General features: G+C 32.8%; 21 protein-coding genes. 9 read left to right on the forward strand and 12 right to left on the reverse strand.

The annotated features are described in order from the left end of the window. The first annotated feature begins 94 nt into the window (after positions 1 to 94). Positions 95 to 811 carry a DUF4412 domain-containing protein gene (locus QMA06_RS04240; protein ID WP_290205607.1) on the forward strand — a complete coding sequence of 239 codons (717 nt, stop codon included), beginning with the start codon at positions 95 to 97 and terminating at the stop codon, positions 809 to 811. On the opposite strand, the gene QMA06_RS04245 is transcribed toward QMA06_RS04240, so the two are convergent. Next, complete coding sequence (locus QMA06_RS04245; protein ID WP_290205608.1) at positions 808 to 2,718, reverse strand: tetratricopeptide repeat-containing sensor histidine kinase; 1,911 nt, start codon at positions 2,716 to 2,718, stop codon at positions 808 to 810. The genes QMA06_RS04240 and QMA06_RS04245 overlap by 4 nt on opposite strands. Positions 2,719 to 2,766: 48 nt before the next feature. Further along, complete coding sequence (locus QMA06_RS04250; RefSeq protein ID WP_290205609.1) at positions 2,767 to 3,501, reverse strand: LytR/AlgR family response regulator transcription factor; 735 nt, start codon at positions 3,499 to 3,501, stop codon at positions 2,767 to 2,769. A gap of 828 nt (positions 3,502 to 4,329) precedes the next feature. Between QMA06_RS04250 and QMA06_RS04255 the strand changes: the two genes are divergently transcribed. Next, positions 4,330 to 5,604: a ribonucleotide-diphosphate reductase subunit beta gene (locus QMA06_RS04255; protein ID WP_290205610.1), complete on the forward strand. Its 1,275-nt coding sequence runs from the start codon at positions 4,330 to 4,332 to the stop codon at positions 5,602 to 5,604. Between the two features lie 3 nt (positions 5,605 to 5,607). Next, complete coding sequence (locus tag QMA06_RS04260) at positions 5,608 to 7,407, forward strand: ribonucleoside-diphosphate reductase subunit alpha (RefSeq protein ID WP_290205611.1); 1,800 nt, start codon at positions 5,608 to 5,610, stop codon at positions 7,405 to 7,407. Between the two features lie 416 nt (positions 7,408 to 7,823). Here QMA06_RS04260 and QMA06_RS04265 read toward each other — a convergent pair whose 3' ends face one another. The 3 genes from QMA06_RS04265 to QMA06_RS04275 form a co-directional block, all read right to left on the reverse strand. After that, complete coding sequence (locus tag QMA06_RS04265; protein ID WP_290205612.1) at positions 7,824 to 8,675, reverse strand: OmpA/MotB family protein; 852 nt, start codon at positions 8,673 to 8,675, stop codon at positions 7,824 to 7,826. Between the two features lie 200 nt (positions 8,676 to 8,875). Beyond that, positions 8,876 to 11,179, reverse strand: a complete 2,304-nt coding sequence (locus QMA06_RS04270; protein ID WP_290205613.1) for an inorganic phosphate transporter — start codon at positions 11,177 to 11,179, stop codon at positions 8,876 to 8,878. Positions 11,180 to 11,253: 74 nt separating this feature from the next. Further along, positions 11,254 to 12,459 carry a porin gene (locus QMA06_RS04275; protein ID WP_290205614.1) on the reverse strand — a complete coding sequence of 402 codons (1,206 nt, stop codon included), beginning with the start codon at positions 12,457 to 12,459 and terminating at the stop codon, positions 11,254 to 11,256. A 402-nt stretch (positions 12,460 to 12,861) separates the two neighbouring features. On the opposite strand from QMA06_RS04275, the gene QMA06_RS04280 reads away from it, so the two are divergent. After that, positions 12,862 to 13,218, forward strand: coding sequence for a toxin-antitoxin system YwqK family antitoxin (locus tag QMA06_RS04280; RefSeq protein WP_290205615.1), 357 nt, complete (start codon positions 12,862 to 12,864; stop codon positions 13,216 to 13,218). A gap of 78 nt (positions 13,219 to 13,296) precedes the next feature. Here QMA06_RS04280 and QMA06_RS04285 read toward each other — a convergent pair whose 3' ends face one another. Both QMA06_RS04285 and QMA06_RS04290 read right to left on the reverse strand, forming a co-directional pair. Next, entirely contained in the window at positions 13,297 to 16,125 is a 2,829-nt protein-coding gene (locus QMA06_RS04285) for a TonB-dependent receptor (RefSeq protein ID WP_290205616.1), read from the reverse strand. Positions 16,126 to 16,191: 66 nt separating this feature from the next. Further along, positions 16,192 to 17,463 carry a hypothetical protein gene (locus QMA06_RS04290; RefSeq protein ID WP_290205617.1) on the reverse strand — a complete coding sequence of 424 codons (1,272 nt, stop codon included), beginning with the start codon at positions 17,461 to 17,463 and terminating at the stop codon, positions 16,192 to 16,194. Between the two features lie 247 nt (positions 17,464 to 17,710). On the opposite strand from QMA06_RS04290, the gene QMA06_RS04295 reads away from it, so the two are divergent. Then, positions 17,711 to 19,051, forward strand: coding sequence for a deoxyguanosinetriphosphate triphosphohydrolase (locus QMA06_RS04295; protein WP_290205618.1), 1,341 nt, complete (start codon positions 17,711 to 17,713; stop codon positions 19,049 to 19,051). Positions 19,052 to 19,138: 87 nt separating this feature from the next. After that, the gene (locus QMA06_RS04300) at positions 19,139 to 19,309 is read left to right on the forward strand and encodes a hypothetical protein (RefSeq protein ID WP_290205619.1); all 171 of its coding nucleotides are present in this window, start codon (positions 19,139 to 19,141) and stop codon (positions 19,307 to 19,309) included. Here QMA06_RS04300 and QMA06_RS04305 read toward each other — a convergent pair. After that, on the reverse strand, positions 19,283 to 21,067 hold the full coding sequence (locus QMA06_RS04305) for a 1-deoxy-D-xylulose-5-phosphate synthase (RefSeq protein WP_290205768.1): 1,785 nt from the start codon (positions 21,065 to 21,067) through the stop codon (positions 19,283 to 19,285). The genes QMA06_RS04300 and QMA06_RS04305 overlap by 27 nt on opposite strands. A gap of 22 nt (positions 21,068 to 21,089) precedes the next feature. Next, on the reverse strand, positions 21,090 to 22,013 hold the full coding sequence (locus tag QMA06_RS04310) for an energy transducer TonB (RefSeq protein WP_290205620.1): 924 nt from the start codon (positions 22,011 to 22,013) through the stop codon (positions 21,090 to 21,092). A 77-nt stretch (positions 22,014 to 22,090) separates the two neighbouring features. Here QMA06_RS04310 and QMA06_RS04315 point away from each other — a divergent pair, with 77 nt between their 5' ends. Genes QMA06_RS04315 through QMA06_RS16490 form a run of 3 tightly spaced genes read left to right on the forward strand, consistent with a single transcriptional unit; the run spans position 22,091 to position 23,035 of the window. Continuing rightward, a complete protein-coding gene (locus QMA06_RS04315; RefSeq protein WP_290205621.1) occupies positions 22,091 to 22,540 on the forward strand; it encodes a nucleoside deaminase in 450 nt (149 codons plus the stop codon). A gap of 30 nt (positions 22,541 to 22,570) precedes the next feature. Further along, positions 22,571 to 22,816, forward strand: a complete 246-nt coding sequence (locus QMA06_RS04320; RefSeq protein WP_290205622.1) for a hypothetical protein — start codon at positions 22,571 to 22,573, stop codon at positions 22,814 to 22,816. 30 nt (positions 22,817 to 22,846) lie between these two features. Continuing rightward, the gene (locus QMA06_RS16490; RefSeq protein WP_326521664.1) at positions 22,847 to 23,035 is read left to right on the forward strand and encodes a hypothetical protein; all 189 of its coding nucleotides are present in this window, start codon (positions 22,847 to 22,849) and stop codon (positions 23,033 to 23,035) included. Between the two features lie 85 nt (positions 23,036 to 23,120). Here the strand turns inward: QMA06_RS16490 and QMA06_RS04325 are convergent, their stop codons facing one another. From QMA06_RS04325 to QMA06_RS04335, 3 genes are all read right to left on the reverse strand, one after another. After that, a complete protein-coding gene (locus QMA06_RS04325) occupies positions 23,121 to 23,312 on the reverse strand; it encodes a cold-shock protein (RefSeq protein ID WP_173279522.1) in 192 nt (63 codons plus the stop codon). Positions 23,313 to 23,507: 195 nt separating this feature from the next. Further along, on the reverse strand, positions 23,508 to 23,750 hold the full coding sequence (locus QMA06_RS04330; protein WP_290205623.1) for a hypothetical protein: 243 nt from the start codon (positions 23,748 to 23,750) through the stop codon (positions 23,508 to 23,510). A 94-nt stretch (positions 23,751 to 23,844) separates the two neighbouring features. Next, the gene (locus QMA06_RS04335; RefSeq protein ID WP_290205624.1) at positions 23,845 to 25,626 is read right to left on the reverse strand and encodes a chloride channel protein; all 1,782 of its coding nucleotides are present in this window, start codon (positions 25,624 to 25,626) and stop codon (positions 23,845 to 23,847) included. Between the last annotated feature and the right edge of the window lie 60 nt (positions 25,627 to 25,686).

The raw sequence follows: 25,686 nt of genomic DNA on the forward strand, positions 1-25,686 counted from the left end.
CCTCTAGTTACCGATTATACAATTTAAAGTTCTAAATATACATAATCATTTGGTTGATAAATGATTATGTGTATTTTAATTAAAAACATAAAATATGAAAACTCTAAATTTTTTAAAAAGCAGCGTATTTATAGTTTGTTTCTTCATGCTACAAACTGTTTTTGCGCAATTCGGAAAAGCAAATAAAGTGAAGCTTCCAGAATCTTATGATTTTGAGTATATCTATAAACTTAAAGTAACACACAAAAAAGGAGATGTAAACCTGGATTATTATTTAAAGGAAGGCACTAATTATTTTGGTTTTGATACTTCAGAAATGACCAAAGGAAGCGCCGATACAAACATATTTATGGTCATGGATGCTGAGCGCGAAATTACAGCCATGTTTATGGATATGATGGGCAAAAAAGTGGTTCAGAAAACAAAATTAAAAACCTCAGATTTTAAATCTAAACAAGAGGATATGTCAGATTACGATTTTAAGCAAATCGATTCTAAAACCATTAATGGTTATGACTGTGAGGGTTATTTGGCTGAAAATGATAAAGTAAAAATCATCTATTATATTACAGATGATGTACCTGTGAGTTTCAATCAAATTTTTGGAGATAATGTTAAGAATCTTCCAAAAGGTTTTAATGCAGATATCATGAAGAAATACGCTGAGAACGGTCTAATGATGGAAATGAATTATGAAGACAAAAAGAAGTCTAAAAATAATATAACTATGCAATGCACCAGTTTAGAGAAAACAGATTTCGCAATTGACACCAGCAAATACGGCTCAATGCTGGGTGTGTTTGGTGGCTAGACTGTGTGTTTTTTTCGGAGTTTGTTTGTTGGAATTTGTAATGTTACTTTAGTGCCACTTGGAATGTTGTTGTCGTATAAATCTTCAATTTCTAAAGAATAAGACGTTGGAAATGCTTCTGAAAAATTAGCTAGCCGGGCTTTAGTAATGTTAATTCCAACTGAATTATTTTTCAGTTTCTTTCTGTTATTAATTTTTCGAGCTGCAATTCTACCAATACCATTATCTGTAATTTCTACAGTTATAAAATTTGCAATCTCTTTACTCACTTTAAGATCAATTTTTTTGTTATTGGCTTTGGACGATAAACCATGCCAAAGCGAATTTTCTAAAAACGGTTGAAGTACCATAGAAGGTATTTTAGTCACTTCAGTATCTATGGATGGATCTACTGTGACTTTAAAATCTATTTCATTTGAAAAACGAATATTTTCAATATTCATATAAAGTTTCATCGTTTCAAGTTCATCATTAAGTGACGTTTCCTTTTCTTGTGAAGCCATCAAAATCTTACGAATTAATTTAGAAAATTTATTGAGATAATAAACAGCATTGGTCTTGTCGTTATTTATAATATATAGTTTTATGGAATTCAGTGAATTAAATATAAAATGTGGATTCATTTGGTTTCGTAACATATCTTGCTTTAAGGTTAAGATATGCTTATCTCGTTTTAATGCTTTTGTTCTATTAAGAATAAATAGAGCTATAGCTAATGCTACTAGGAGTAATGAAGTGTAGAGAATAATTTTTTTGTTTCGGTTTAGACGTAAGCGAACGGTTTCATTTTCTAGAGCCAATGCTTTTATTTGGTTGTTCTTATTCTCGTTTTCATAAGTTATAGCAATATCATTAACATACTGTAAATTTTGCTCTGTTAAAATGGTGTTTTCTATCTCAACCGCTTCACGGTAATAGGCTAAGGCGGCTTGGTAATTATTGTTTCTTTGATTAACCTCTGACAGTAGTTTATTAGACTCGGAGATGGATGATTTCAAATTATAAGATTGGGCGATATTAAGTGCTTTTTTTAAGTGTTTTTCAGCTGCAATTAACTGATCCATTTTTAGCTCTAATTGGCCGAGATTAATAAAGGATGATGCAATATAGAATTGGTCGTCTAGAAGCAATGCTTTCTTTAGTGCTTCTTTAATAATAGGTGCTGCTTCTGTATATTTTTCTTGTTTTAAAAATATACCACCAATACTGTTGTAACAAATAACGCGTCCGATTTCTGAGTTAATTGCATTATTGTAATCCAAAGATTTATTGTAATTAGACAACGCTACATTTAAGTTGCCATTTGCTTCTTCTGCATAGCCTATATTATGATAATTGATGGCAAGTCCAAGTTTGTTATTTGTTTCTTTTTCAATTTTAAGTGATTTATTAAATTGATTAATGGCCAGATCATACTGTTTTAAAGCCAAATAAATATTACCGATGCTGTTTTGTGAAACTGCAATGTTATATGTGACTGTTTCTGAGGGATTAATAACTGAATATGCAATTTTTAAAGCTTTGGTATGGTAGTCTAATGCGGGCTTAACGATATCCATACGTCTATAGACAACACCGAGCATATTAAGACTATGAATTTTTAATTCGTCGCTCTTGGCTTTATCAGCATAGGCCTTTGCGCTCTCATGAAGTGTAATGGATTGTTCATAGTTAGATATATTTCTATAAATAACTCCAAGAGCATTTAGGGCATAACAGGAGCCGTCATTATAGTTAATGTTTTTAGAAAAGCTTAATAAACGTTTCATTTTTAAACTGTCGGTCTCAACAGGTTTAAAAATGGAATCGATTATAGCATAAGATCGAGGCTGACTTTTATTGATATAAATAAGTGAGTTTTCAAATTCAGAAGTTTGTGAATAGCTATGCGAAGTATATAAGAGCAAAATTATGCAAAGCGGTAAAAGTTTATATAGTAAACCTGAGTTCATCAACTAAAATTTTTCTAAAAAATCTGATTTACGCTGTCTAGCTACAGGTATTTTTTGATCGCTATCCATAATAACATAGCCATCGTTTTTTATAAAAGCTTTTATTTTGTTGAGATTTATAATGTATGAGTTATGAATTCTAAAGAAGTAATGTTCTGGTAAAATAGCATCCACTTCTTTTAATTTTTTGGTCACTACAATTTTTTTCCGACTTTGTAAAAAGAGAGTGCTATAATTACCGTCGGATTCTATATAGACTATGTCATCTACGTCTAAGAAGAGTAACTTTCCATCGGTATTAATGGTGATCTTTTTTTTATCGAATTGCGAATTAAAGGTTTTAAGGATGCGTTCTAACTTTAAAGAATTAATAGTACGATCACTATATTTTTTAATTTTTGAAATACAGTCCCTTAAGTCATCTGAATCAATAGGTTTTAATAGATAATCTATAGCTTCATGTTTTAAAGCTTTAATAGCGTACTCATCATAAGCAGTGGTAATGATAATGGCAAAATCAGTGTTGCTCAACTGCTCTAAAAATTGAAAACCGCCCATGGTGGGCATTTGTACATCCAAAAACAAACAATCTGGGGTATTGAGATGTAAAAACTTTAATGCCTCGTCTGGGTTAGTAAAAGAAGCCATTACCTCAATCTCTTGACTAAAGTTGCTAAGTTCCCATATAAGACTTTGGATGGCTTTTGGCTCATCATCTACAATAACTGCTTTTAACATATTAGAACATTATTTCTTATAAATATATACATATATTAAGTGTTTTACATGGAATTATGTATGCAATGCATGGTTTTATGTGTAGAAGGCTTTAAAAAATATTACAAATTTCTTGAATTCCAATTATACAGTTTTTTTTACCATTTATACATTACAGTATTGAAAATAAGATATTTATATGGAAATTTAAGTATTGAAATAAACCAAAATAAAATGCAAATTGGGGGTTTGCCTTTTTGGTTAATTACTATTAATCTGCATAAATTAGAAGGTATTACTATTCTAAATTTTCTATTCAGTGTTAATGTGTAATAATTATTTTTAAAAATACTTATTATCAATTTCAGTTAGTTATTAGGGAAAAAAGAGCGTTTATAAAACGCTCTTTTTTATGCCGTGATATTGGCAGTAATAGGCTTTATGAAATAGTCAATGAACTCGCTTAGTAGCTAAAAATTTAACACGATTAAACTTACAATTATTTTTAATTTAAAATGTTTGTAAGTGCTTGATAATCAATGATGTGAAATTATATTTAATAATCTTCAGTTTCCTCAAGTATAATCAACTTTGTTAAAAACTTGTTGACAATGTTTATAACATTGTCTTTCATTTTACTCTACATTTTTCAATCTTTGTTGAAGGCAAAAAAAGAAATTGATTTATCATTTTTAAACCATAAAAGTACCGAAAATCAATTTTAAAAATTTCGACATTTATTCCTAATTAAGGAAAAAAATATAACCCGATTTACGCATATATAAATAACATCTAGAATGGTCTAAATCGTTCTAATGACTTTTTAGTCTTTAAAATTAAATGAATACTATGGAGATTACAGAAATTATAAAAAGAGATTATGAAACAAGTCCATTTGTTTTAAATAAGATTTCTAATGCTATTGAAAAAGCAATGTTATCTGTTGGAAATGGCACCAAAGAAGATGCAAATACGATTTCTGTAAATGTTTTGCAAACCTTATTAGATAGAAAAAGAAAGGATCATAATTATTTACCTACGGTAGAAGAAGTGCAAGATCTTGTGGAGGAAAAATTAATGGAGAGTTCTTTTCACGGTGTTGCAAAAGCGTATATATTATATAGAGACGAACAAGCCAGAAACAGAAAAACAAATATTTTCGAAAAACGTATTAATTTAAAGCCGTATGAGTATCCTGAGCTTAATGAATATGTAGACGCGATAAGACATTCGTATTGGATTCATTCAGAATTTAATTTTACAAGTGATATTCAAGATTTTAAAACACGATTGACCATTGTAGAGCAAAACGCCATTAAAAACACAATGCTTGCTATTTCGCAAATTGAAGTAGCGGTAAAATCGTTTTGGGGTGACATCTATCATAAAATGCCAAAACCAGAAATTGGCTCAGTTGGCGCCACATTTGCAGAAAGTGAAGTGCGTCATCACGATGCATATTCTCATTTATTAGAAATTTTAGGACTTAATAATGAGTTTAAGAACTTAAAGAAAAAGCCTGTAATAATGCGACGTGTTCATTATTTAGAAACTGCTTTAAAGAATGCTAAAAGTGAAGATAACAAAGAGTATGCAGAATCTATTTTGTTGTTTTCTCTTTTTATAGAACACGTGTCTTTATTTTCTCAATTTTTAATTATTATGGCTTTCAATAAACATAAAAACATGCTAAAGGGTGTTTCTAATGTGGTTGAAGCGACTTCAAAAGAAGAACAAATTCATGGTGATTTTGGAATCGATATCATTAGAATTATTAAAGATGAGAACCCGACATGGTTTGATGAACAACATAGCAATGTCGTAAGAGAATTATGTGAAGAAGCTTTTAAATCTGAAAGTAAATTGGTGGATTGGATTTTTGAAGCTGGAGAATTAGAGTTTTTACCAAAAGAAGTAATAAACGAATTTATTAAAAATAGATTCAACAATTCATTAGAAAGTATTGGCATCGAAAAAGTGTTCGATGTTAACGAGACTTTATTAGAACAAACCGATTGGTTTGATGATGAAATTATAGGAACAAAACACGGAGATTTTTTCGTGAAACGTTCAATAAATTATGCAAAAAGACAAAAAAGTGTAACCGGAGACGACTTATTTTAAACCATGAACGACAAAATTAACTTAGACCTCGAAAACGACGTAGTAAACCCTCAAACTACAAAAACATTAAATCACGATGAGCTAATTAAAGCTAGGAAAGAAGCTATTAAAGAAGCGAAGTCAGAACCAGAAATAAAATGGTTAACAGATCATAGTCGCCAATTTTTAGCCTCTGGTTATCTTACTGGAGATACCTCTCCTGAAGAACGCATTAGAGAAATTGCCAATAACGCCGAAAAAATATTAGGTATTGATGGTTTTGCAGACAAGTTTTATGGCTACATGGCAGAAGGTTACTATTCTTTAGCTTCTCCAGTTTGGTCTAACTTTGGAAAAAAACGCGGCTTACCAATTAGTTGTTTTGGCTCGCATATATCTGATGATATGGGTGATATCCTATATACACAATCAGAAGTGGGTATGATGTCTAAACTCGGTGGTGGTACTTCTGGTTACTTTGGAAAACTGCGTCATAGAGGTGCACCAGTTAAAAATAACGGTGAGTCCTCTGGAGCTGTGCATATTATGCAATTGTTTGAAAAAATGGTTGATGTAGTGAGCCAAGGTTCTGTAAGACGTGGTCGTTTTTCTCCATATTTACCAATCGAGCATAACGATATTCATGAGTTTTTAGAAATAGGAACAGAAGGCAATCCAATACAAGAATTAACACATGGAGTTACTGTGGGTAATGAGTGGATGCAAGAAATGATCGATGGCGATAAGGATAAAAGAGCTATTTGGGCAAAAGTATTACAGCGTAGAGGTGAAATAGGGTACCCTTATATTTTCTTTAGAGACAATGCCAACAATACATCACCAGATGTATACCAGGATAAAAATCATGAAATCTACGCAAGTAACTTATGTTCAGAAATTATGTTACCGACCAACGACAGATGGTCGTTTGTTTGTGTGTTATCTTCTATAAACTTATTACATTATGATAAGTGGAAAGATACCGACGCGGTAGAAACGATGGTGTATTTCTTAGATGCGGTATTAGAAGAATTTATTACAAAATTAGAAGTATATAGAGATTCTGCTGATAGAGATGATAGACAAACCTTCATGTTTATGGAGAAGGCCTATAACTTTGCAAAAGAAAATAGAGCCTTAGGTTTAGGAGCTTTAGGATGGCATTCATTATTACAATCTAAAATGGTAGGTTTCGATAGTAAAGAGGCTTTTGATTTAAATAGTGAAATCTTTAAAACGATAAAAGATAAATCTGTAAAAGCATCAGAAGAATTAGCTAAGCTATTTGGTGAGCCAGACGTATTAAAAGGCTACGGAAGACGTAACACGACGTTAAATGCTGTGGCGCCAACAACATCTTCTGCCTTTATATTAGGACAAGTATCACAAGGTATTGAGCCAATTTGGTCTAATAGTTATGTAAAGGATATTGCAAAAATTAAAACAACGATTAAAAATCCTTATTTAGTAACACTTTTAGAAGAAAAAGGCATGAATACTAATGAGGTATGGAGAAGCATTAGAGATTATGATGGCTCGGTTCAACATTTAGAGGGTCTAACAGATCACGAAAAGGACGTGTTTAAAACCTATTCTGAAATTGATCAAATGACTATTATTTATCAAGCGGCGAATAGACAAAATCACATTGACCAAGCACAGTCTTTAAATATTATGGTACATCCAGATATGCCAGTAAAAGACATTAACAAGATTTATGTTACAGCGTGGCAATTGGGTGTAAAATCATTGTACTATCAACACAGTATGAATGCTGCGCAGAAATTTAAGCAAAAGAAGGAATGTGCTAGCTGTGAAGGCTAGAATTTTTTGAAGTAAAAGAATACTAACTAATTAAAAAACATCTCAGGAATGAGATGTTTTTTTAGTTTAAAATCAAATTTAGAACTGTTAATTAAGTGGCAGCTATTTCTTTTGTTACCGAGGTGAGATATGAAATATCCAGACAGCCGATTACTCAGTCTGTTTGTTATTAACTATAGACTGATGAGATTGTAAATGTTATACACATTTCAACTCTATTTAAATTGAGATAATTCATGATGCTTTCTAAGCATTATTTCGCCAATATTTTGAGTGTAAGTAAAACAGAAGTAATATTGATAATTGTGGAACAACCTTATTTTTTCTATTTCCGTACTTCACAAACAAAAAAAGCATCCAATGCCGATTTATACGGGAGGATGCTTTTTAATGTTACCCATAAATAGGTTAATGGTCTATTTTGCTTCCATCATAGCAAAGAACTTATCAATATTTGGCATTAAAACAATACGCGTTCTACGGTTTTTAGCACGGTTTTCCCATGTATCGTTTTCTACCAAAGGTTGGTAGCTACTACGACCAGACGCTATTAATTGTTCTGGTGCCACATTGAATTGATTTTGTAATTTTTTAACCACTGAAGTTGCACGCAATACGCTTAATTCCCAATTGTCAGAGATTTTTTCAGTATTAATGCTTCTGGAATCTGTATGGCCTTCTACCATTACATCTAAGCTTGGTTCAGAATTAATGACGTCTGCCAATTTCTTTAAGATTTTATCAGCTTTATTTCCAACTCTATAGCTGGCAGTACTAAAAAGCATATCGTCGTCAATAGATATCATAACAACGGTTTCGTTAATATCTACAACGATATCTTCATTTTCATCAAGATCGCTAGTGTTCATAGCTTTGTTCAAATTATACTGAACAGCTAAATTCATTGAATCTTTTAATGTTTTAGCGTTTGCTAATTTTTCGGCATCCACATTTTGTAATGTAGCACGCATTTTTTCTTTACTTGCTCCAGAGGCTACAGTTCCGTCTTCAGAAACTTGAAATTTAGCTTTATTTTCTATAGTTAATTCTTCTACATCATCATTTAACGACTGAATTTTTGAATTATATTCATTAACTCGTGCTTCTATAACTGCGAATTTATTTTCTAAATCTTCTTTTGCAACTCTAGTTTTTGTGAGCTCACTTTTAACTTCGCCATTTTCTTGTTCTAAGGCTAAGTATTTCTTTTTAGAAACACAAGCGGTCAATAAAATTGTTGTTACTAATAGGACTGAAATTTTTTTCATATTTTAAATTTTTAATGTTAAGATTTAAAGTATTATATACGGCAAAAGTATAGAGTTGGACGTTTAGAAAGTATTTTATTCAATATTTTGTTTAACTCAAATAGAATGCACACTTAATTTAATTTAAGTTTTCAAACTAAAAAAACCTCAATACTTAATTAAAAGCATTGAGGTTTTTTGTATATAAAGTTAATTAATCGTTACTGGTCCTTTTCATTAGAAATAGTTGCTGGTTCAATGGAGCTATCGTGAGCTCCAAAGTATTCTTCGAGAAGATTCATCGTAGCGTTTAAAAGATCTTTAGTTTCTAACAATAAACTAAAGTACAACGTGGTGTTCTTTGGACTTGATTCCTCAGTACGTGTGCGCTCCACTTGTTTTTGAATTTTGTCTTTTACCAAATCGTAAACTTCAGATTTCTCAGCTAATACCGCTCCTATTTGTTCAAACGATCGCGACATAAACGCCGTTCTAGTCTCGGTGAATAAAGCTTCCATACGTGCGTCTAATTCCTTCAACTCTTTAATCTGGCTGAACTTTAATTTTTTGTGATTATTATGAACGTGTTTATGGCTAACCTTAGAAATATATTCTAAAGATTGTGTCATATCTTGTAAATAACCTAAGATATTAATGTAGAAATTACTAGCTCCAACACTAGATTCGTCTAAGTTTTTAATAAAATAGAAGATATTAGAACGTAAATCTTCAACTTCATTAGATAGCTTATTAATTTGTTTCTTATTCTTTTTAAGCATAGCATGATCTTGCTTGGCTAGACCATTTACTGCATTAGTATAAATTTTATTACCACGTTTAACAACGTTAGCAATATTGCCTGCACTTTCAAAAATAACTCCTTGTATAGAACTACTTTCTGCTTTAGTTAAACTGTCCTCTGCTTTTACTTCTTTGGTTTTTTTATTGTGCGCAATGGAACTTCTTATTAATAACGCAAAAGACGAAATTAAAAGAATAGGGAACATAATTTTCAAATTCAAGTTTAATAAATAAGCTACTAAGGCAGCGGCTGTGAATGCGCTAATTGCTGTAAAAAACCATCCTCCAATAACATTAATTACTCCGGCAACTCTATATACAGCGCTTTCAGCACCCCAAGCTCTATCTGCTAAAGAAGTACCCATGGCCACCATAAATGTTACATAGGTTGTAGATAATGGTAATTTATAAGAGGTTGCTATAGAAATTAATACAGCAGCAACCATAAGGTTGACGGCAGCTCTAACTAAATCGAATGCTGGTAAATCGTATTTTTTGTCTTTTGGCAAATTAATAACAGGTGTTTCAAATTGTTTATCAATTTTAGTTTGCCATGATTGTGGTAAGATATAAGCAGACATTTGAGACATTGCTATCGCCGACCTTACAAAGCCACGAGATAAAAAGTTAGGTTGAAAACGTTCTTTAGTTTCTCCTTGGCTCGCTAAATCTAACGATGTTTTTACAACAGCTTTCGCTTTGGTAGAAAACCACAATGTTAACACCATTACCATACCCGCACCTAGCAATAGCCAATTGTTCGTCGATACTTTTGCTGCAAGCGAAGTCATTGGGAAATCACTAGCAGGAATTCCAGACGCGGTCCATTCTGTAAATGCATTATAGGCCGCCATTGGTACACCAATGAAATTAACCAAGTCATTTCCTGCAAATGCTAGTGCCAGAGCAAACGTTCCGATAAGAATAATAAATTTATATATGTTAACCTTAGCTAAGGTAACTAGTCCATAAGCCAAGAGAGACCAAAAAGCAAAACTTACAAAAACAATAGAAAACACTTGGTTCTCTAAAAATTGGTTCATGGTTACTCCACCTAAAATATCATAATTTTCTTTGGCGTAAGACGTGCCCTTTAATCCTTTCATAAAAATGAAATAGGTAATTGCTGTAAGTGCCATACCTCCAAAAACCGCACCAACCCAAGCGGCTTTTTTTTCAAAATTATAAGATAATAGTAACCTTGAAAACCATTGAACTACTGCTCCAATGGAAAAGGCTACGACGACCGATAGTAGTATTCCTAGAATAATTTCTGTGGCCTTAGACGTATTAATGTAATTAACAGCATCCATAAAACTACCATTATCATGAGCAATTTTAATTAAAGCCATGGCAACAGAGGCACCAAGTAACTCAAATACAATAGAAACTGTAGTAGAAGTAGGCAGTCCTATAGTGTTAAAAAAGTCTAACAATAGTATATCTGTAATCATGACTGCCATAAAAATAATCATGATTTCGTTGAACATAAACTCCCCAGGGTTAAAGATGCCTTTACGAGCAACTTCCATCATTCCGCTTGAAAATACCGCACCGACAGCCACACCAACACTGGCAACGATCATAATGGTTTTAAAGGAAATTGCCTTAGATCCAATAGCTGAGTTTAAAAAGTTTACTGCATCATTGCTTACACCTACAACCAAATCAGCAATTGCTAATATGGCTAGGGCAATAATCATATATAAGTAAATATTATCCATAATTTATTAATCAAAAATGTTTGCAAATATCTTTATACAATCTAAGTACAACGTTACCTAATTGTTATATTTTTTTAAAAATGAATGTCAAATCCTAATCTAAATCTAATACTATCGTTATTACCATCTAAAGTTGTATAACTAAGGTCTGACTGCACTTTTAATTTATGACCGACAATATATTTCGAAGCTCCTAAGGTATACTCCGTAGTTGGTAATACTTGTGTAATTTTCTCATAATCTACAGTAGTAAAACGAGCTGCGATTTCGTAATTATTTTTAAATACATAACCCGTTTGAAGGTTTATAGCATCTCCGGTTAGTACGATATTACCAGTTGGAGTTACACCATCTGCTTCAATTGCTATTTCGTTTCCAGCAGAGCGATTGGCGTATTCGCCCATAAAAGAGAAACCTTTATATTTAAACATGGCATCTAAGAAAATTGTAGTTTGATCCGTTTCGTAGAGTGTTCCGTTATTTCTAATCATATAAGCGCCATTGAAGCCTCTTTCTCTAACGGCATTTTGATTATAGTTATAAGTAAAACCAATCATTAATTTTGGCGTAGTTTCACGATTCAAATCTGATTGACTGTATTCACCTTTAGACAGAAATTCACCAAAAGGAAAAAGTTCTAAACGGCCTGTATATTGAAGCCCCCCTTCATTACCTTCAGTAACATTACGACCTTCACCTTGAGAAACTGCCAGTTTCTCACGGGTAAAGAAATTACCACCAAACTTGGTTTTGTGATATAATTGCAAACCCAAATCGCGATCAATATTATAATCACGGTTCAGTATAGAACGATCAATAAATTGAAGGTTTCCAGAAGATACGACCCGATCAATATTTCCAGGTAACTTGGCCTGGCCAGCCCATAATACCCAATTTTCATGGAAATTCCACATAACAACTGCATCCAATATATAGCGTGGTGTATTTCTATTAAATTCGTTAGCGCCAGAAAGATCCCTATTGGACAGTCCGAGTTCTAATTTATATGCTAATTTAGGACTATACGCAAAACCTTCAAATTTTAAACGTGCTCTACGTACATTAAAATTATGGTCGGGACTTCCGTATTGATTACCATCATAATTCCATAAAGAATTAGATCGTACTTGAAAACGCGGAGCAAATTTTATACTAAACGAACTGTCTTTTGCTACAAAATTAATTAGACCCTTACCAAAAGATGTATCGCTAATTTCTTGTGCTTTTGAAGAAAATGTTGCACATAAAAAAATTAAAATCGTAAAGATTTTAGTATTCATTTAATTTATTTATTAGTTTTTGTCGGGTACAAAGAACTAACTTTTATGTTACGTGAATGTTTCCTAGGTATTAATTTATATCTAAAATCTAAACAAAAAAGGCTGCTTTTAGTAAAGCAGCCTCATTAGAAGTCATAATAATATAGTCGACAAAAACCAATAGAATTTATGAAATACTAATAATGTCGTTAAAAGACTCTACAAATATGGGTACTTAAAATAATTTAATTGTAATGTAAATATTATTTAAATATTAAGATTAATGCTGTGTTTGAAAATTGTAACTTACATTAAAAGAGGTAATTATTGGTTTAATGTTAAGTTAATGTTATGTAATTGTTGCGTGAATGTAAAATAAAAGTTATCTTTGGTTAACGATTTTTAATTTAAGAACAAATAGATATGAAAAAGATAGTAGTAGTAATAGTAATATTATGCGTGGGCTTTACTTATGCGCAAGATAAGAACCATGTGAAATTAGAGAAGAAAGGTGAGTTAACTGTTGCTACTTATTTTCATGATAATGGTGAAATACAACAAACGGGTACATTTGATGTTAATGGTAAATTAGATGGAAAATGGACGAGTTTTGATGTTGAAGGTAATAAATTGGCTGTAGGAAATTATAATGCTGGTAAAAAAGTGGGTAAATGGTTTTTTTGGGAAGGAGATTCTTTAAAAGAAGTGGATTTTGTTGATTCTAAAATCGTTAGTGTGAACCAATGGGATAATAGAACTAAAGTTGCAGTTAATAGATAATAAAGATAGATTTATATAAACAAAAAAGGCTTTCTGAATCTCAGAAAGCTTTTTTTGCTTTGAGTACTTATTTGTTTTTTAAAATTTAAAAGAATACCCTAAAGATATCTCTGTACCTGGATCTCTTAAAAAGAAGGTTTGATTGTCTGCTTTATAAGATTCGTATTCACTTAATGTTTCACTTCCTAAAATATTAGTGACTTTTAAGTCTATTGCAGAATTTTTATTTTCTCCAAAGGATTTATTAAGCGTAAAATTTAAGCTATTAAAAGGTTGTGTATATACATCTGGAGCTAAACCAATACCCACTACTTCTAACGTTGATCCTTGTATATTATAAAACAAACCTGTTTGTAATCCTAAATTAGAATTGCTGTAATCTAAACCAACATTAATAAGATAAGGTGCTTGTCCTTGTAAATCTCTGGTATCTTCAACCTTTTCACCATCTCGAGCTGCGCGACTTCTACTATCAAATTCTTCAAAGCCCATAGTTAATTCAGATTTAATCAAAGAAACATTAGCATTCACTTTTAGGTTGTTTAATCCTTCAGAGATAAAACCTAAACGTTGTCTTGCTTCAAATTCTAATCCATAAACTATAGCATCACCGAGGTTTCCTACAGTTAATTGAGACGGCGCCGACCTATAGAAGGCTTGCTCAATTGGATCAGTAAAATCTTTATAGAATCCACTAACGGCAAACATTTGTCCGTTGTCTCCAAAACGCTCATATCTTAAATCGAAATTATTGACATATGTTGGCACTATATTAATATCTCCAATAAATAATCGATTTGTAATAGGATCATATATTTGTGATACAGAAGCTTCTTTAAATGATGGTCTAGCTGTGGTACGAGAGTATGAAGACCTTAAGTTAGATTCGTCGTTTAGAGCATAAATTAAATTTGCAGATGGAAAGACATCAAATTCATCTAAAATTAAATCTCTATTGAATAATGTAGTTAAGTCTTCTGCACCAGAATAGTAAGATTTAAAAGATTCCGATCTAATGCCTAAAACAGTTTTTAAATTTTCAGTAACATTAAATTCGGCAGAAAAATAAGAAGCGGCTATGTGTTGTTCTCCTTCATATGCATCTATAGGATTGAATAAATCAACAGAGATTAAATACGTGCCATTATCTGTAGACGGATTCCATATATTATTTGAATTCAATAACTGATCTACATCTCCACTTGCCATAAAGGAGTCGTCTCCTTGAATAAAAAATGTATAGTCATCAACACTAAAATCTCTAAATTTGTAGGTGTAAGCACCACCTAACTTAAGTTTTGCCGGACTTCCAAAAAGTTCTACTGTTTTATCTAAATCTAGTTTGCCAGACCAATTTTCTTCGATTAAATTTCTCCATAATTGAATAGGAAAAGTGGCTGCAGATGGACTAACAAAAGAATTACCATTATCAGCTTGCTGCAATGGAGTAATTCGATGGTCTTTATCCATTACTTTAGAAAATGTAGGGGCTAACTTCCATTCTAAATTTATAGCATTGTCATCACTACTTAAACGATGTTTACCAGAAACTAATAAATTGCTAATAGAACGCTCGGTGTATGTAATAGCGTTTTTTGTTAGCGGCTCAAAGCCACCGCCCACACCATCCTGTGATATATTCTGATTGAAGAAACCAGCTGTAGATTCACCATTTTGTATGTGTAATAAATTTACTTTAAATTTAGATAAACCTGTTTTATAGGTCAATCCGAGCATACCATTAAGAATAACATTATTTATGCCTTCAGACCCTTTAGAGTCAAAAATTGAATTTAATTCAGTATTTGATGAGTCAGAAAAATTCTTTAAATAAGCTCCATCTTCTCTGTCCTTGTAAAATGTTGTTTCATTTTTATAAGAAAACGAAGCTTGATAGCCTAATTTGTCATCACCAATGTCATACTGATTACCTAGTGTAAAACCAAAATCGTAATTCATGCCACTAGTTTCTTGCTTTGCTCTAAGTTCTTTTGAAAATCTATCGGTCAAAGTGGTTAGCAATAGTTTATTTTCGAATGTTCCTGGAATTTTTTGGTATCTGTTAATCGGCAAATCTCTAGTGCCATCATCAAAACCAAAGAAATCGGTATCACTTCCTGTAGAGGTTAAATACTTATTATTAAAATGCATATCAGGATTGTAGCCCATTCCTATAGTCAAAGTATATTCGGCTTTGGTCGGAAAATCTTTTGTTACAATATTTACAATACCACCCGTAAAATCGGCAGGATATTCTGCAGAAGCAGATTTTAAAACAATAACATTATCTAAAATATTAGTTGGAAATAAATCCATTTGAATTGTGTTTCTATCTGGGTCCAAACCAGGTATATCTACACCATTTAATATAGATTTTGTATACCTATCACCTAAGCCACGAACATAAACGTATTTTCCACCTTGTATAGAAACCCCTGGTACACTTTTTACAGCACTAGCAACATTACTCGCACCCGAACTTTTTATGGCTTGGGCAGATAAACCGTCTAAAACTACTACTGATTTTTTTTGAAGATTTAATACTGAGTTCTCCGTATTTCGTTGGGTCGAAGTTTTTATAACTACAGTATCTAATGAATTTGTTTCTAATACAATATCTAAAATTGTTGGCTCATTAGATTTTATAACTACACCTGTAATTTCTTGAGTAACATAACCAACAAAAGAAAAGGCTAAAGTATAAGTCCCTTCTTCTAACTCTAATTCGTATTTACCATCAAAATCGGCACTTACTCCTATCGTTGTTCCTTTTACAATGATATTACAAAAAGCCATAGGTTCGTTAAACTCGCCGTCTAAAACTGTACCGGTAACTTTTCCTTGAGAGAATGCTAAACAGGAAATTAAAATAAAGACAAAAGTTAAAACGTTTTGTATATTTTTCATATTAAAATTTGAATAACCCATCGCTCACATTGTAGACGATGGGTTTGAATATTAAAAGTGTTGTTTTTAGAAACCTAATCCACCAGCTGTATTAGCATATGTCCAGCTTAAGTTAGAGGTTGTAGCTCCAACAGTTTGAGTACCTTGAGTAACCGCGGTAGCAGTAGAACCAAAATCAGTAACTGATACTGTTTCAGCTTTATTTACAAAAATATCTGTTACGTTAGCGACTCCAGATGGTAAAACAATTTGCCATGTGCCGAACGTTATTAAATCATTATTGTAGTTTGAAGCAACCCCGTCGTTATCGAGTTCTACATCAGCAGAATCTTTAAAACCGTAAGCATAAATGTTACTTGTAGTACCCATTGCATTACTTCTAAAATCAGCATACTCACCATTTTCGGTCACGGAATTACCAATTATAGTGGCGTTTTGTAAGGTAAACGAACCGGTAGCAGTCCCTTCTGGGCCATCAATTTCAAAGGCATGATCAGAAAAATCACCTAGTACTACAACAGCATTATCTATAGTACCAGAGTAGGCTTGGTCAATATCTAAAGCATCATCTCCTTGTGCCCAAACTAATAAGTTGGTGGCATCAACTGTACCTCCAAAGAATTCTACGCCATCATCAACGTTTGCCACAACTTCTATATTATTGATTACTGTACCATTACCAACTCCACCAAGTGTTAAACCGTTAATCTCATTCCCTTCACCAATTAGAGCTCCACCATGTCTAATAGAGATATATTGTAAAACGCCTGAGTTATCAGCAGCATCTGTACCGCCATAAAGTCCAAAAGTATCATCAGCCGGAATACCTTCAATTTGTGCTTCAGTAATATCTCCTGAAAAAGAACATGGAGCATAGCCTAAAACAATTACACCTCCCCAAAGACCTCTATTATTTTCATCTAAATTAGTGCCTGCAGTTTCTCCACAAGTAATATTGTCGCTAGTTGATGTAAAAATAATTGGTTGTTCAGGAGTTCCTTGCGCGTTTAGTGTCGCACCTCTTGCTACAATTAGTGCAGAGGCTAAAGAACCTGTTCCCGCTGAACCTTTAATAATTGTACCAGGATTTATCGTTAATGTAATACCATCTTCCACCACTACTTTTTGATTTAACTGATAAATATTATCGGCAGTCCATGTGGTGCTTTCTGTAATTGCACCAGTAACAGCTATAATTGGGCAGGTCGATTCTGTGCCTCCGCCTTCATTAACGTAAATTGTAGTTTCCTCTATTATAATAGGAGTGTCATCATCCTTAAAGCAACCAGTGAATACCAGAGACGAAGCTATTAACGCGATTAAAAGTAATTTTTTCATGAGTTAAATTTTAATATACAGTTTGATTTTTTTTTATGTATGCTGCAAAGAAACTATGATTACCTTGTTTCGAGGTTATATAAAAATTAATGATTTGTAATGAAAAGGTTAGATTAATGTTAGCTAAGCATTACGTAAATTTATGTTAAGGAAACAATTACATAACATTGAAAATTTTAGTATCTAACTGAGCTTATATAAGTAATTGTATAGCAATTTACATATCTTGCATGCTTAATTTTAGATTATGAATTGGGAGCAATTATTGTCATTAAAACGCTTTGGGGATACCAATAAAAGGCTGAGAAAAGAACAAGATGAAACGCGGTTAGGTTTTGAAGTTGATTATGACCGTATTATATTTTCTTCCGAATTCAGAGGGTTGCAAGATAAAACACAAGTGGTTCCTTTATCTAAAACAGATTTTGTTCATACACGTTTAACACACAGTTTAGAAGTCAGTGTTGTTGGAAGGTCATTAGGTAGAAAAGTCGGACAGTTATTATTAAAAAAACATCCGCATTTAGAGAGTGTTCATGGATATAGAATGAATGATTTTGGAGCAATCGTTGCGGCAGCAGCTTTGGCGCACGATATTGGAAACCCACCGTTTGGGCATTCGGGAGAAAAAGCCATTGGAGCTTATTTTAAAGAAGGGTATGGTTCAGAATTTAAAAAACACTTAACCGATGCTGAATACCAAGATTTGTGTGATTTTGAAGGCAATGCTAATGGCTTTAAGATATTAACGGAAAGTAGAGTAGGCAGAGAAGGTGGATTGCGATTAAGTTATGCCACCTTAGGAGCGTTTATGAAGTATCCAAAAGAATCTTTACCTAAAAAACCAAGCCATCATGTTGTAGATAAAAAATATGGTTTTTTTCAAAGTGAAAAAGAAATGTTCCAAGATGTAGCTGAAGAATTGGGCTTAATAAAAAGACAGAACGATTATCTTAATTACCAAAGACATCCTTTAGCCTATTTAGTGGAGGCTGCAGATGATATTTGCTATACCATTATAGATTTTGAAGATGGTATAAATCTAGGCCTTATAGATGAAGACTATGCTCTAGAATATTTAATTAATTTAGTCCGCGATAGTATTAAAACAGAGAATTATCATGCTTTAAAGACCACAGAAGATCGTGTGAGTTATTTACGAGCTTTAGCGATTGGACGATTAATAAACGAAGCGGCTTCGTTATTTATGAAACATGAAGAGACCATTTTAGAAGGCAAATTTGAAACGGCTTTATTAGATGTGAGTCAATATAAAGCACAAATTAAAGATATTATTAATATTAGTATTAAAAATGTTTACCGCTCTAAAGAAGTGATTAATAAGGAAATTTCGGGTTACGAAATTTTAAATCAATTGTTAAGATCCTACGGAAAAATGGCGTATCATTATTTTCAAGATACAATGTCGACCTATGATAAACTATTACTTAATAGTTTGCCGGAAACAGTACAACTTAGTCAGCATTCCTTATATCAAAACTTATTGGCTGTCTGTCTTTATATTTCAAAATTATCGGATACCAATGCTATGCTTTTGCATAAAAAATTACAAGGTCAGATTATATAACGCTATGTATTTCATCGAATAAATTTGTTTTTTAACGGTATATTTTTTAAGTTTACTTGGTATTCAAGCGATTAAAAATACCTACTTATGAAAAATAATATACTTGGAGGTCTAGTCATTTTCATGGTCGTGGTGACTTGCCTAATAATGTTAGACGATATTTCAGATCCAAACAAAGAGTTGTCATCTTACAAGGATGTTCAAATTGAAAACCCTGAAATTCAAACCGACTTAGCCGTTGTTGAGAACGAAGAGTAATTCTACAATCTTATTTTTAATGGCTACTGCGTCAAATTGTTGTAATTGTTGCAACTGTTCAATTGTTCCGTGAGAAACAAAATTATCGTCAATACCTAGATTTGTTACGGATTGCTTGTAATTATGAGTATTCGCAAAAGCTAATATAGACGTGCCAAATCCGCCAACAATGGTACCATCTTCAATGGTTATTACGGCTTTGTAAGATGAAAATATCTCATGTAATAACACATCATCCAAAGGTTTTATAAATTGCATATCATAATGACCAACAGCCTCTTTATGATCTAATAATTTAATGGCATCTGCAACGTTTTTGGCAAGTGTTCCAATAGAAAGTATAGCTATGTCTGTACCTTGTTGTATACAAATCCCTTTCCCTATCTTAATAGTTTCAAAAGGTACTTTCCAATTCAATAAATGGCCTCGTCCTCTAGGATAGCGAACGGCAATAGGGAAATCAATACCCAATTGAACGGTATACATTATGTTTCTAAGGGCAATAGCATTGCTCGGAGCAAAGATTACCAAATTAGGAATACAATTGAGATATGCTAAATCGAAAACTCCATGATGTGTAGCTCCATCTTCACCAACCAATCCAGCTCTATCTAAACAAAAAATTACAGGTAAATTCTGTAAAGCCACATCGTGTATCACTTGGTCATATGCACGTTGTAAAAATGTTGAATAAATATTACAAAATGGAATAAGGCCTTGGGTAGCCATTCCTGCGGCAAGTGTTACCGCATGTTGCTCAGCAATTCCCACATCAAAAGCCCGATTAGGAATGGTTTCCATCATATATTTTAAGGAACTGCCTGTGGGCATCGCAGGCGTTATACCTACAATGTTCTTATTTTTTAAAGCCAGTTCTACAATTGTTTCTCCAAATACATCTTGAAACTTTGGAGCAAGTTTAATATTAGATTTTAATGGAAGTTCCCCTGTTTTAGCATTGAATTTCCCTGGAGCATGATATTTTACTTGGTCTAGTTCTGCTTGTTTTAAACCCTTACCTTTAGTGGTAATAATGTGTAAAAATTTTGGGCCTGTTACGGTTTTTAATCGCTTTAATTCTGATAGTAGTAATGGCAAATTATGACCATCAATAGGACCCGAATAATTAAAATTAAGAGCTTCAAAAATATTATCTTGTTTTTCAGTACCTTTTTTTACGTTGGTTAAATATTGTTTTAGAGCTCCAACACTTGGGTCAATACCAATCGCATTATCGTTTAAGATAACTAATAAATTGGCATTGGTAACGCCAGCATGATTTAGGCCTTCAAAAGCCATCCCGCTCGCAATAGATGCATCTCCAATAACTGCGATGTGATGTTTATCTTTACCTTTTAATTGTGAGGCGATTGCCATTCCTAAAGCCGCAGAAATTGAAGTGGATGAATGGCCAACGCCAAAAGAATCATATACACTTTCATTACGCTTTGGAAAACCGCTAATACCATTTAGCTGTCGGTTAGACTCAAATATATCTTTACGTCCCGTTAGAATTTTATGACCATAAGCTTGATGCCCAACATCCCAGATCAGTTCGTCATCGGGAGTGTTAAACACATAGTGCAATGCAATAGTCAATTCTACCACACCTAAACTAGCACCTAAATGTCCTTCTTTTGTGGCAACGATATTAATGATGATTTCACGTAACTCTTGTGCAAGTTGAGGTAAGTCTTCTTGTTGTAGTAGACGTAAATCTTTGGGCAGGTTAATATGTTTTAACAATGATTTATTCACCTCGTAAAAATACGAGATTTTATTAGTCTTCAAGCATAATGGTTATTGGTAAAGTGTAGGCAACAGAAACATTATTACCACGCTGTTTACCTGGAATAAATTGAGGTAATGAATTTATTACTCGTAAGGCTTCTTTTTCTAATTGTGGATGAGATGCTTCAATTTTGACGTCTGATATCTTACCTTGTTTATCAACAATAAATTGAGTCTGAATGCTTTGTTTTCCTTTTAGAGTTAATTGTCCTTGGTTCAAATCAAAATTGTCTTTAACGAAGTCAGATATTTTTTTTGAAAAATAGGCTCTTTTCTCAGAATTAGATAATGTATTTGCGGTGCCTATAAATTCTGGAACATGTTCTACCAAGATATATTCAAATACTCTGTCTTCGTCATCTGCAATACGTTTAACAGGTGCAATATCTCCCATTACTTCAACGATAAGACCTGTTAGAGTAGGTGTTGGAGCCTCAACTCGCTTTATTACATCTAGTGGTTTAGGGATTGTAATGGTTTTCGTTGTATCAATCACAATTTTTGAGGCTGTAATTTCAGGATTTTTAATAGTCTTGGCTTGAAGCGTAGAAAGGACTTCTACAGTATCGATTTTTTTAGTGTTTCCATTTTGGTCAGAACAATTTAATAATGTCGATCCCATGGTAACCAACAGTACCAAAAGAAATAACTTGTTAAAACTTGTTTGTTGCTGAAATACTTGATGTGGAATTTCAATCTGAATCTGCTCTAATTGCGAAACCTTAAAACGACCACAAACTTTTTTATTTCCCTGCCGAATTAAATAATTTTCAATGACCTCTTTTGGCATTTGGGTAAAATCAACAACGGTCTTAGGGCACAATTGGCAAAATCTCCCTTTCTCATTCGGAGACATTTTAGACCAATCTTCGTGACAAGGTTTTGGAATAGAGAAAGAGTAGTTGGTTTTCATAATTATTAATTTTGTTTTGTAGAATCAAAATTCCTGCCGTTATTTAAAATTCATAATGAAATTGTAATTTAGCTACTATGATAAACCCGTTCGACGATATTTATTTTATGAAAAAAGCCCTTCAAGAAGCTGAGATTGCTTTTGATAAAGGGGAAATTCCTGTGGGAGCAATTATTGTAGTAGAAAATAGAATTATTGCAAGAACACACAATCTCACAGAGTTGTTAAATGATGTTACTGCACATGCAGAAATGCAAGCTATTACCTCTGCTGCTGATTTTTTAGGTGGTAAATACCTGAATAAGTGCACCCTGTATGTCACCTTAGAACCTTGCCAAATGTGTGCAGGAGCGTTGTATTGGAGCCAGATTTCGAAAATAGTTTATGGAGCTTCAGATACACAAAGAGGTTATAAAATTATGGGCACAAAATTGCATCCTAAAACGGAGGTGGTAAGCGGAGTTTTAGCAGAAGAAGCTTCGGCTTTACTAAAACGTTTTTTTATAGAAAAACGTAACTTAAACTAAGATCTTTTTTAATTAAAGACTATTTTAATTATGAAATTAAATACATTAATTATTCTTTCTGTAATATTCATCCAGAGTTGTAAAAGCGTTAAAACCGTCCAGAATAAAGGGACTCTCATAAATACTGAATCTGTTTTAATTGCCGAAGGAAACCTTTACGGTTCAGGTGAAGAAGGCATTCAAAAACAAAACTTGGTAATCACTAGTAATGATGATTGGAAGGCATTAATAAATCAAATGAATTCTGTAAATAATGTGTCTAGTAGTTTTACCTAGACCAACATTGATTTTTCTAAATATACGGTTATTGCTGTATTTGCTGATGTAAAGAGTAGTGGAGGACATCACATAAAACTGGATATTTCATCCAATTCAGAATATAGATTAATCTCAGTGTCGCATAGCCCGCCTTCGGGAATGACAACAACGGTTATGTCACAGCCATATTATATTGTTAAGATTAACAGAACGGATTTACCTATCGTTTTTAAGTAGCTTGTGAGCTTTATAAAAACTTGAAAATAAGGCAAAAAAAAACGCTCAACCATTGGTTGAGCGTTGAAACTTGTAAGATATATACTTATAATACCTGCACGTTTGCAGCTACCATTCCTTTTCTTCCTTCTTCTTCGTCGTACTCTACGTTGTCACCTTCACGTAATTCTACGCCATTAAGGTTTGATACGTGTACGAAGATGTCTTTTCCTGTTTCTTCGTTGGTAATGAATCCAAATCCTTTTGAATCATTAAAAAATTTAACTGTTCCAGTCATTGTAATAATATTATAAAAATTAAAACGCAAAGATAATAGAAAAATAAAGCGGAATGTTAATAAATTGTTTTATTTTGTTTTAGATGGTTTCGTATTGAAAATCAATTGATTAAATGTGAAGTTAGAAAAATCTTGTGAGGCCCTATATACAATAGGATTTTGTGATTTTATAGTGATGTAAAATTGTACAAATTATTATCTAGATTTCTTTTGATTTTCACGCATTTTATCTAGATTTTCTTTAGTTAACATATAATCTTTTAAGTTTTTACCCTTCCATCTGTAGTAAGAAAACAACGGAAAGACTATAATAAATAAACCAATAACGCCAAAGCCAATAAGTTTTTGAGAAAAGTCAACCGATAAAATAAGTCCGCAAAAAATACTCGTTATTGAAGCTATGAAAGCTAAAAGTGTAATAAGGCGTATATATTTCATAGGATTTGTTTTGTGAATTTGGGTACGATATAAAGTCGCTTTCGCTATAATGCAAAATTTTCTGGCAGCATTGAACGCTTTCGTTTAATTGAATTTAGGAGGTAAAATTAATCAATTCAGTACGATATGCCGTTAATAATTTAGATTTAGAAACAAAACCGTAATATTTATTGTCCTTAATTACAGGTAAATTCCATGCTTTGGAATCTTGAAACTTTTTCATTACATCTTGCATATTGTCTTTCTCGTAAAAAATATAATCGGGCGCTTGATGCATAAAAGTTTGCACCGTTGTCGATCTATATAGAGATTGATCGAACATCACCGAACGAATATCGTCTAAGAGAATGATGCCAACAAGCATGCCTTTCGAATCTGTTACAGGAAAGAGATTCCGGCTCGATTTTGAAACCCCTTCATTCAGCATTTCGCCTAAGCTCATTTCAGGATGTAGAGTAATAAAATCGTGTTCTATAACCGCGTCTAATTTCATCAAGGTTAAGACACTTTGATCTTTATTTTGAGTCAATAGCGCACCTTTTTCTAATAATTCTTTAGTATAAATTGTGTGATCTAATCCATTTTTATTAATTATAAAAGACATGGATGCTGTAATCATTAAGGGTACAAATAGTTCATATCCTCCAGTAATTTCAGCAATTAAGAAGATTGCAGTTAAAGGTGCATGTAGCACTCCTGCAATAAGACCAGCCATACCGATTAAAGTAAAATTTGCTTCAGACACCGAGAAATTTAATCCGCAGTTGTTAATGACTTTTGCAACTACATTTCCCAAAGCACTTCCCATTACAAGGGTGGGAATTATAATTCCACCAGTTCCCCCTGCTGCAAAAGTGGTGGTCATTGCTATGGCCTTAAAAAGCGTAATTCCGAAAAGGAGCGCAATGACAATCCAAATATTATCTAAATGCTCATCAAATGGAGTGTTTCCCAAAGCTTTAATGTCATTACCGAGCATTAAGTCATTTATAAAACTAAAACCTTCACCATAGAGTGGTGGAATAAAAAATAACATCACACCAATGGCTAATCCACCAATTATAAATTTTTGTCGTGCGGATTTAAAACGATTGAAAAAGCCGGTGATGGCAAAATATATTTTTGAAAAATATATAGAAGCGATTCCAGTTCCTATACCTAATAATACATAAAACAAAGTGTCCTTTATCATAAATTTTTCTGAAACTGTAAAGTTAAAGAGCACACTATCTCCCAAGAAAAAATAGGAGGTTATCACAGACGATACAGAGGCTATTAAAAGCGGGAGCAACGACGCAAAAGTAAGATCTAAACTAAAAACTTCAATAGCAAAGATAATGGCGGCAATAGGCGATTTAAAAATAGAGGCGATTGCTCCTGCAGCAGCACAGGCTATTAGGAGACTGCGCGTCTTTCTGTCGATATGAAGCAACTGGCCTAAGTTAGAACTGATGGCAGATGCCGATGCAATAGCCGGACCTAATAATCCCACAGAACCTCCAAAACCAACGGTTAATGGCGCAGTTATTAATGGCAAATAAATATTCTTTTTATCTATAATTCCTCCGCGTTTAGATAAGGAATACAGTATGGAAGGTATAGCATGACTACTCGGTTTTTTAGAAACATATTTTACAAATAAGTAAACTAGGAGTAAACCGATAACAGGAAGAATAAAATACAATTGGTTATTTGAGAAATATATGCCTTTTGCTAAAAATGCTTCTATGGCGAAAGTGACGTTCTTAATTGTCACTGAAACTATACCAGCCAATAAACCAATAATTATACTGAGCAGAAATATAAAGTTTTTTTCAGAGATATATTTATATCTCCAAAGCAATAATCGCTTGTATATCTTTAACTTAATTGGCATAAAATAAATCTACTAAAAAATCCTGCGAATAGCAGGATTAATTTCTTTAAATTAAAAACA

This window comes from Winogradskyella bathintestinalis (assembly GCF_030407435.1).
Classification (GTDB): domain Bacteria; phylum Bacteroidota; class Bacteroidia; order Flavobacteriales; family Flavobacteriaceae; genus Winogradskyella; species Winogradskyella bathintestinalis.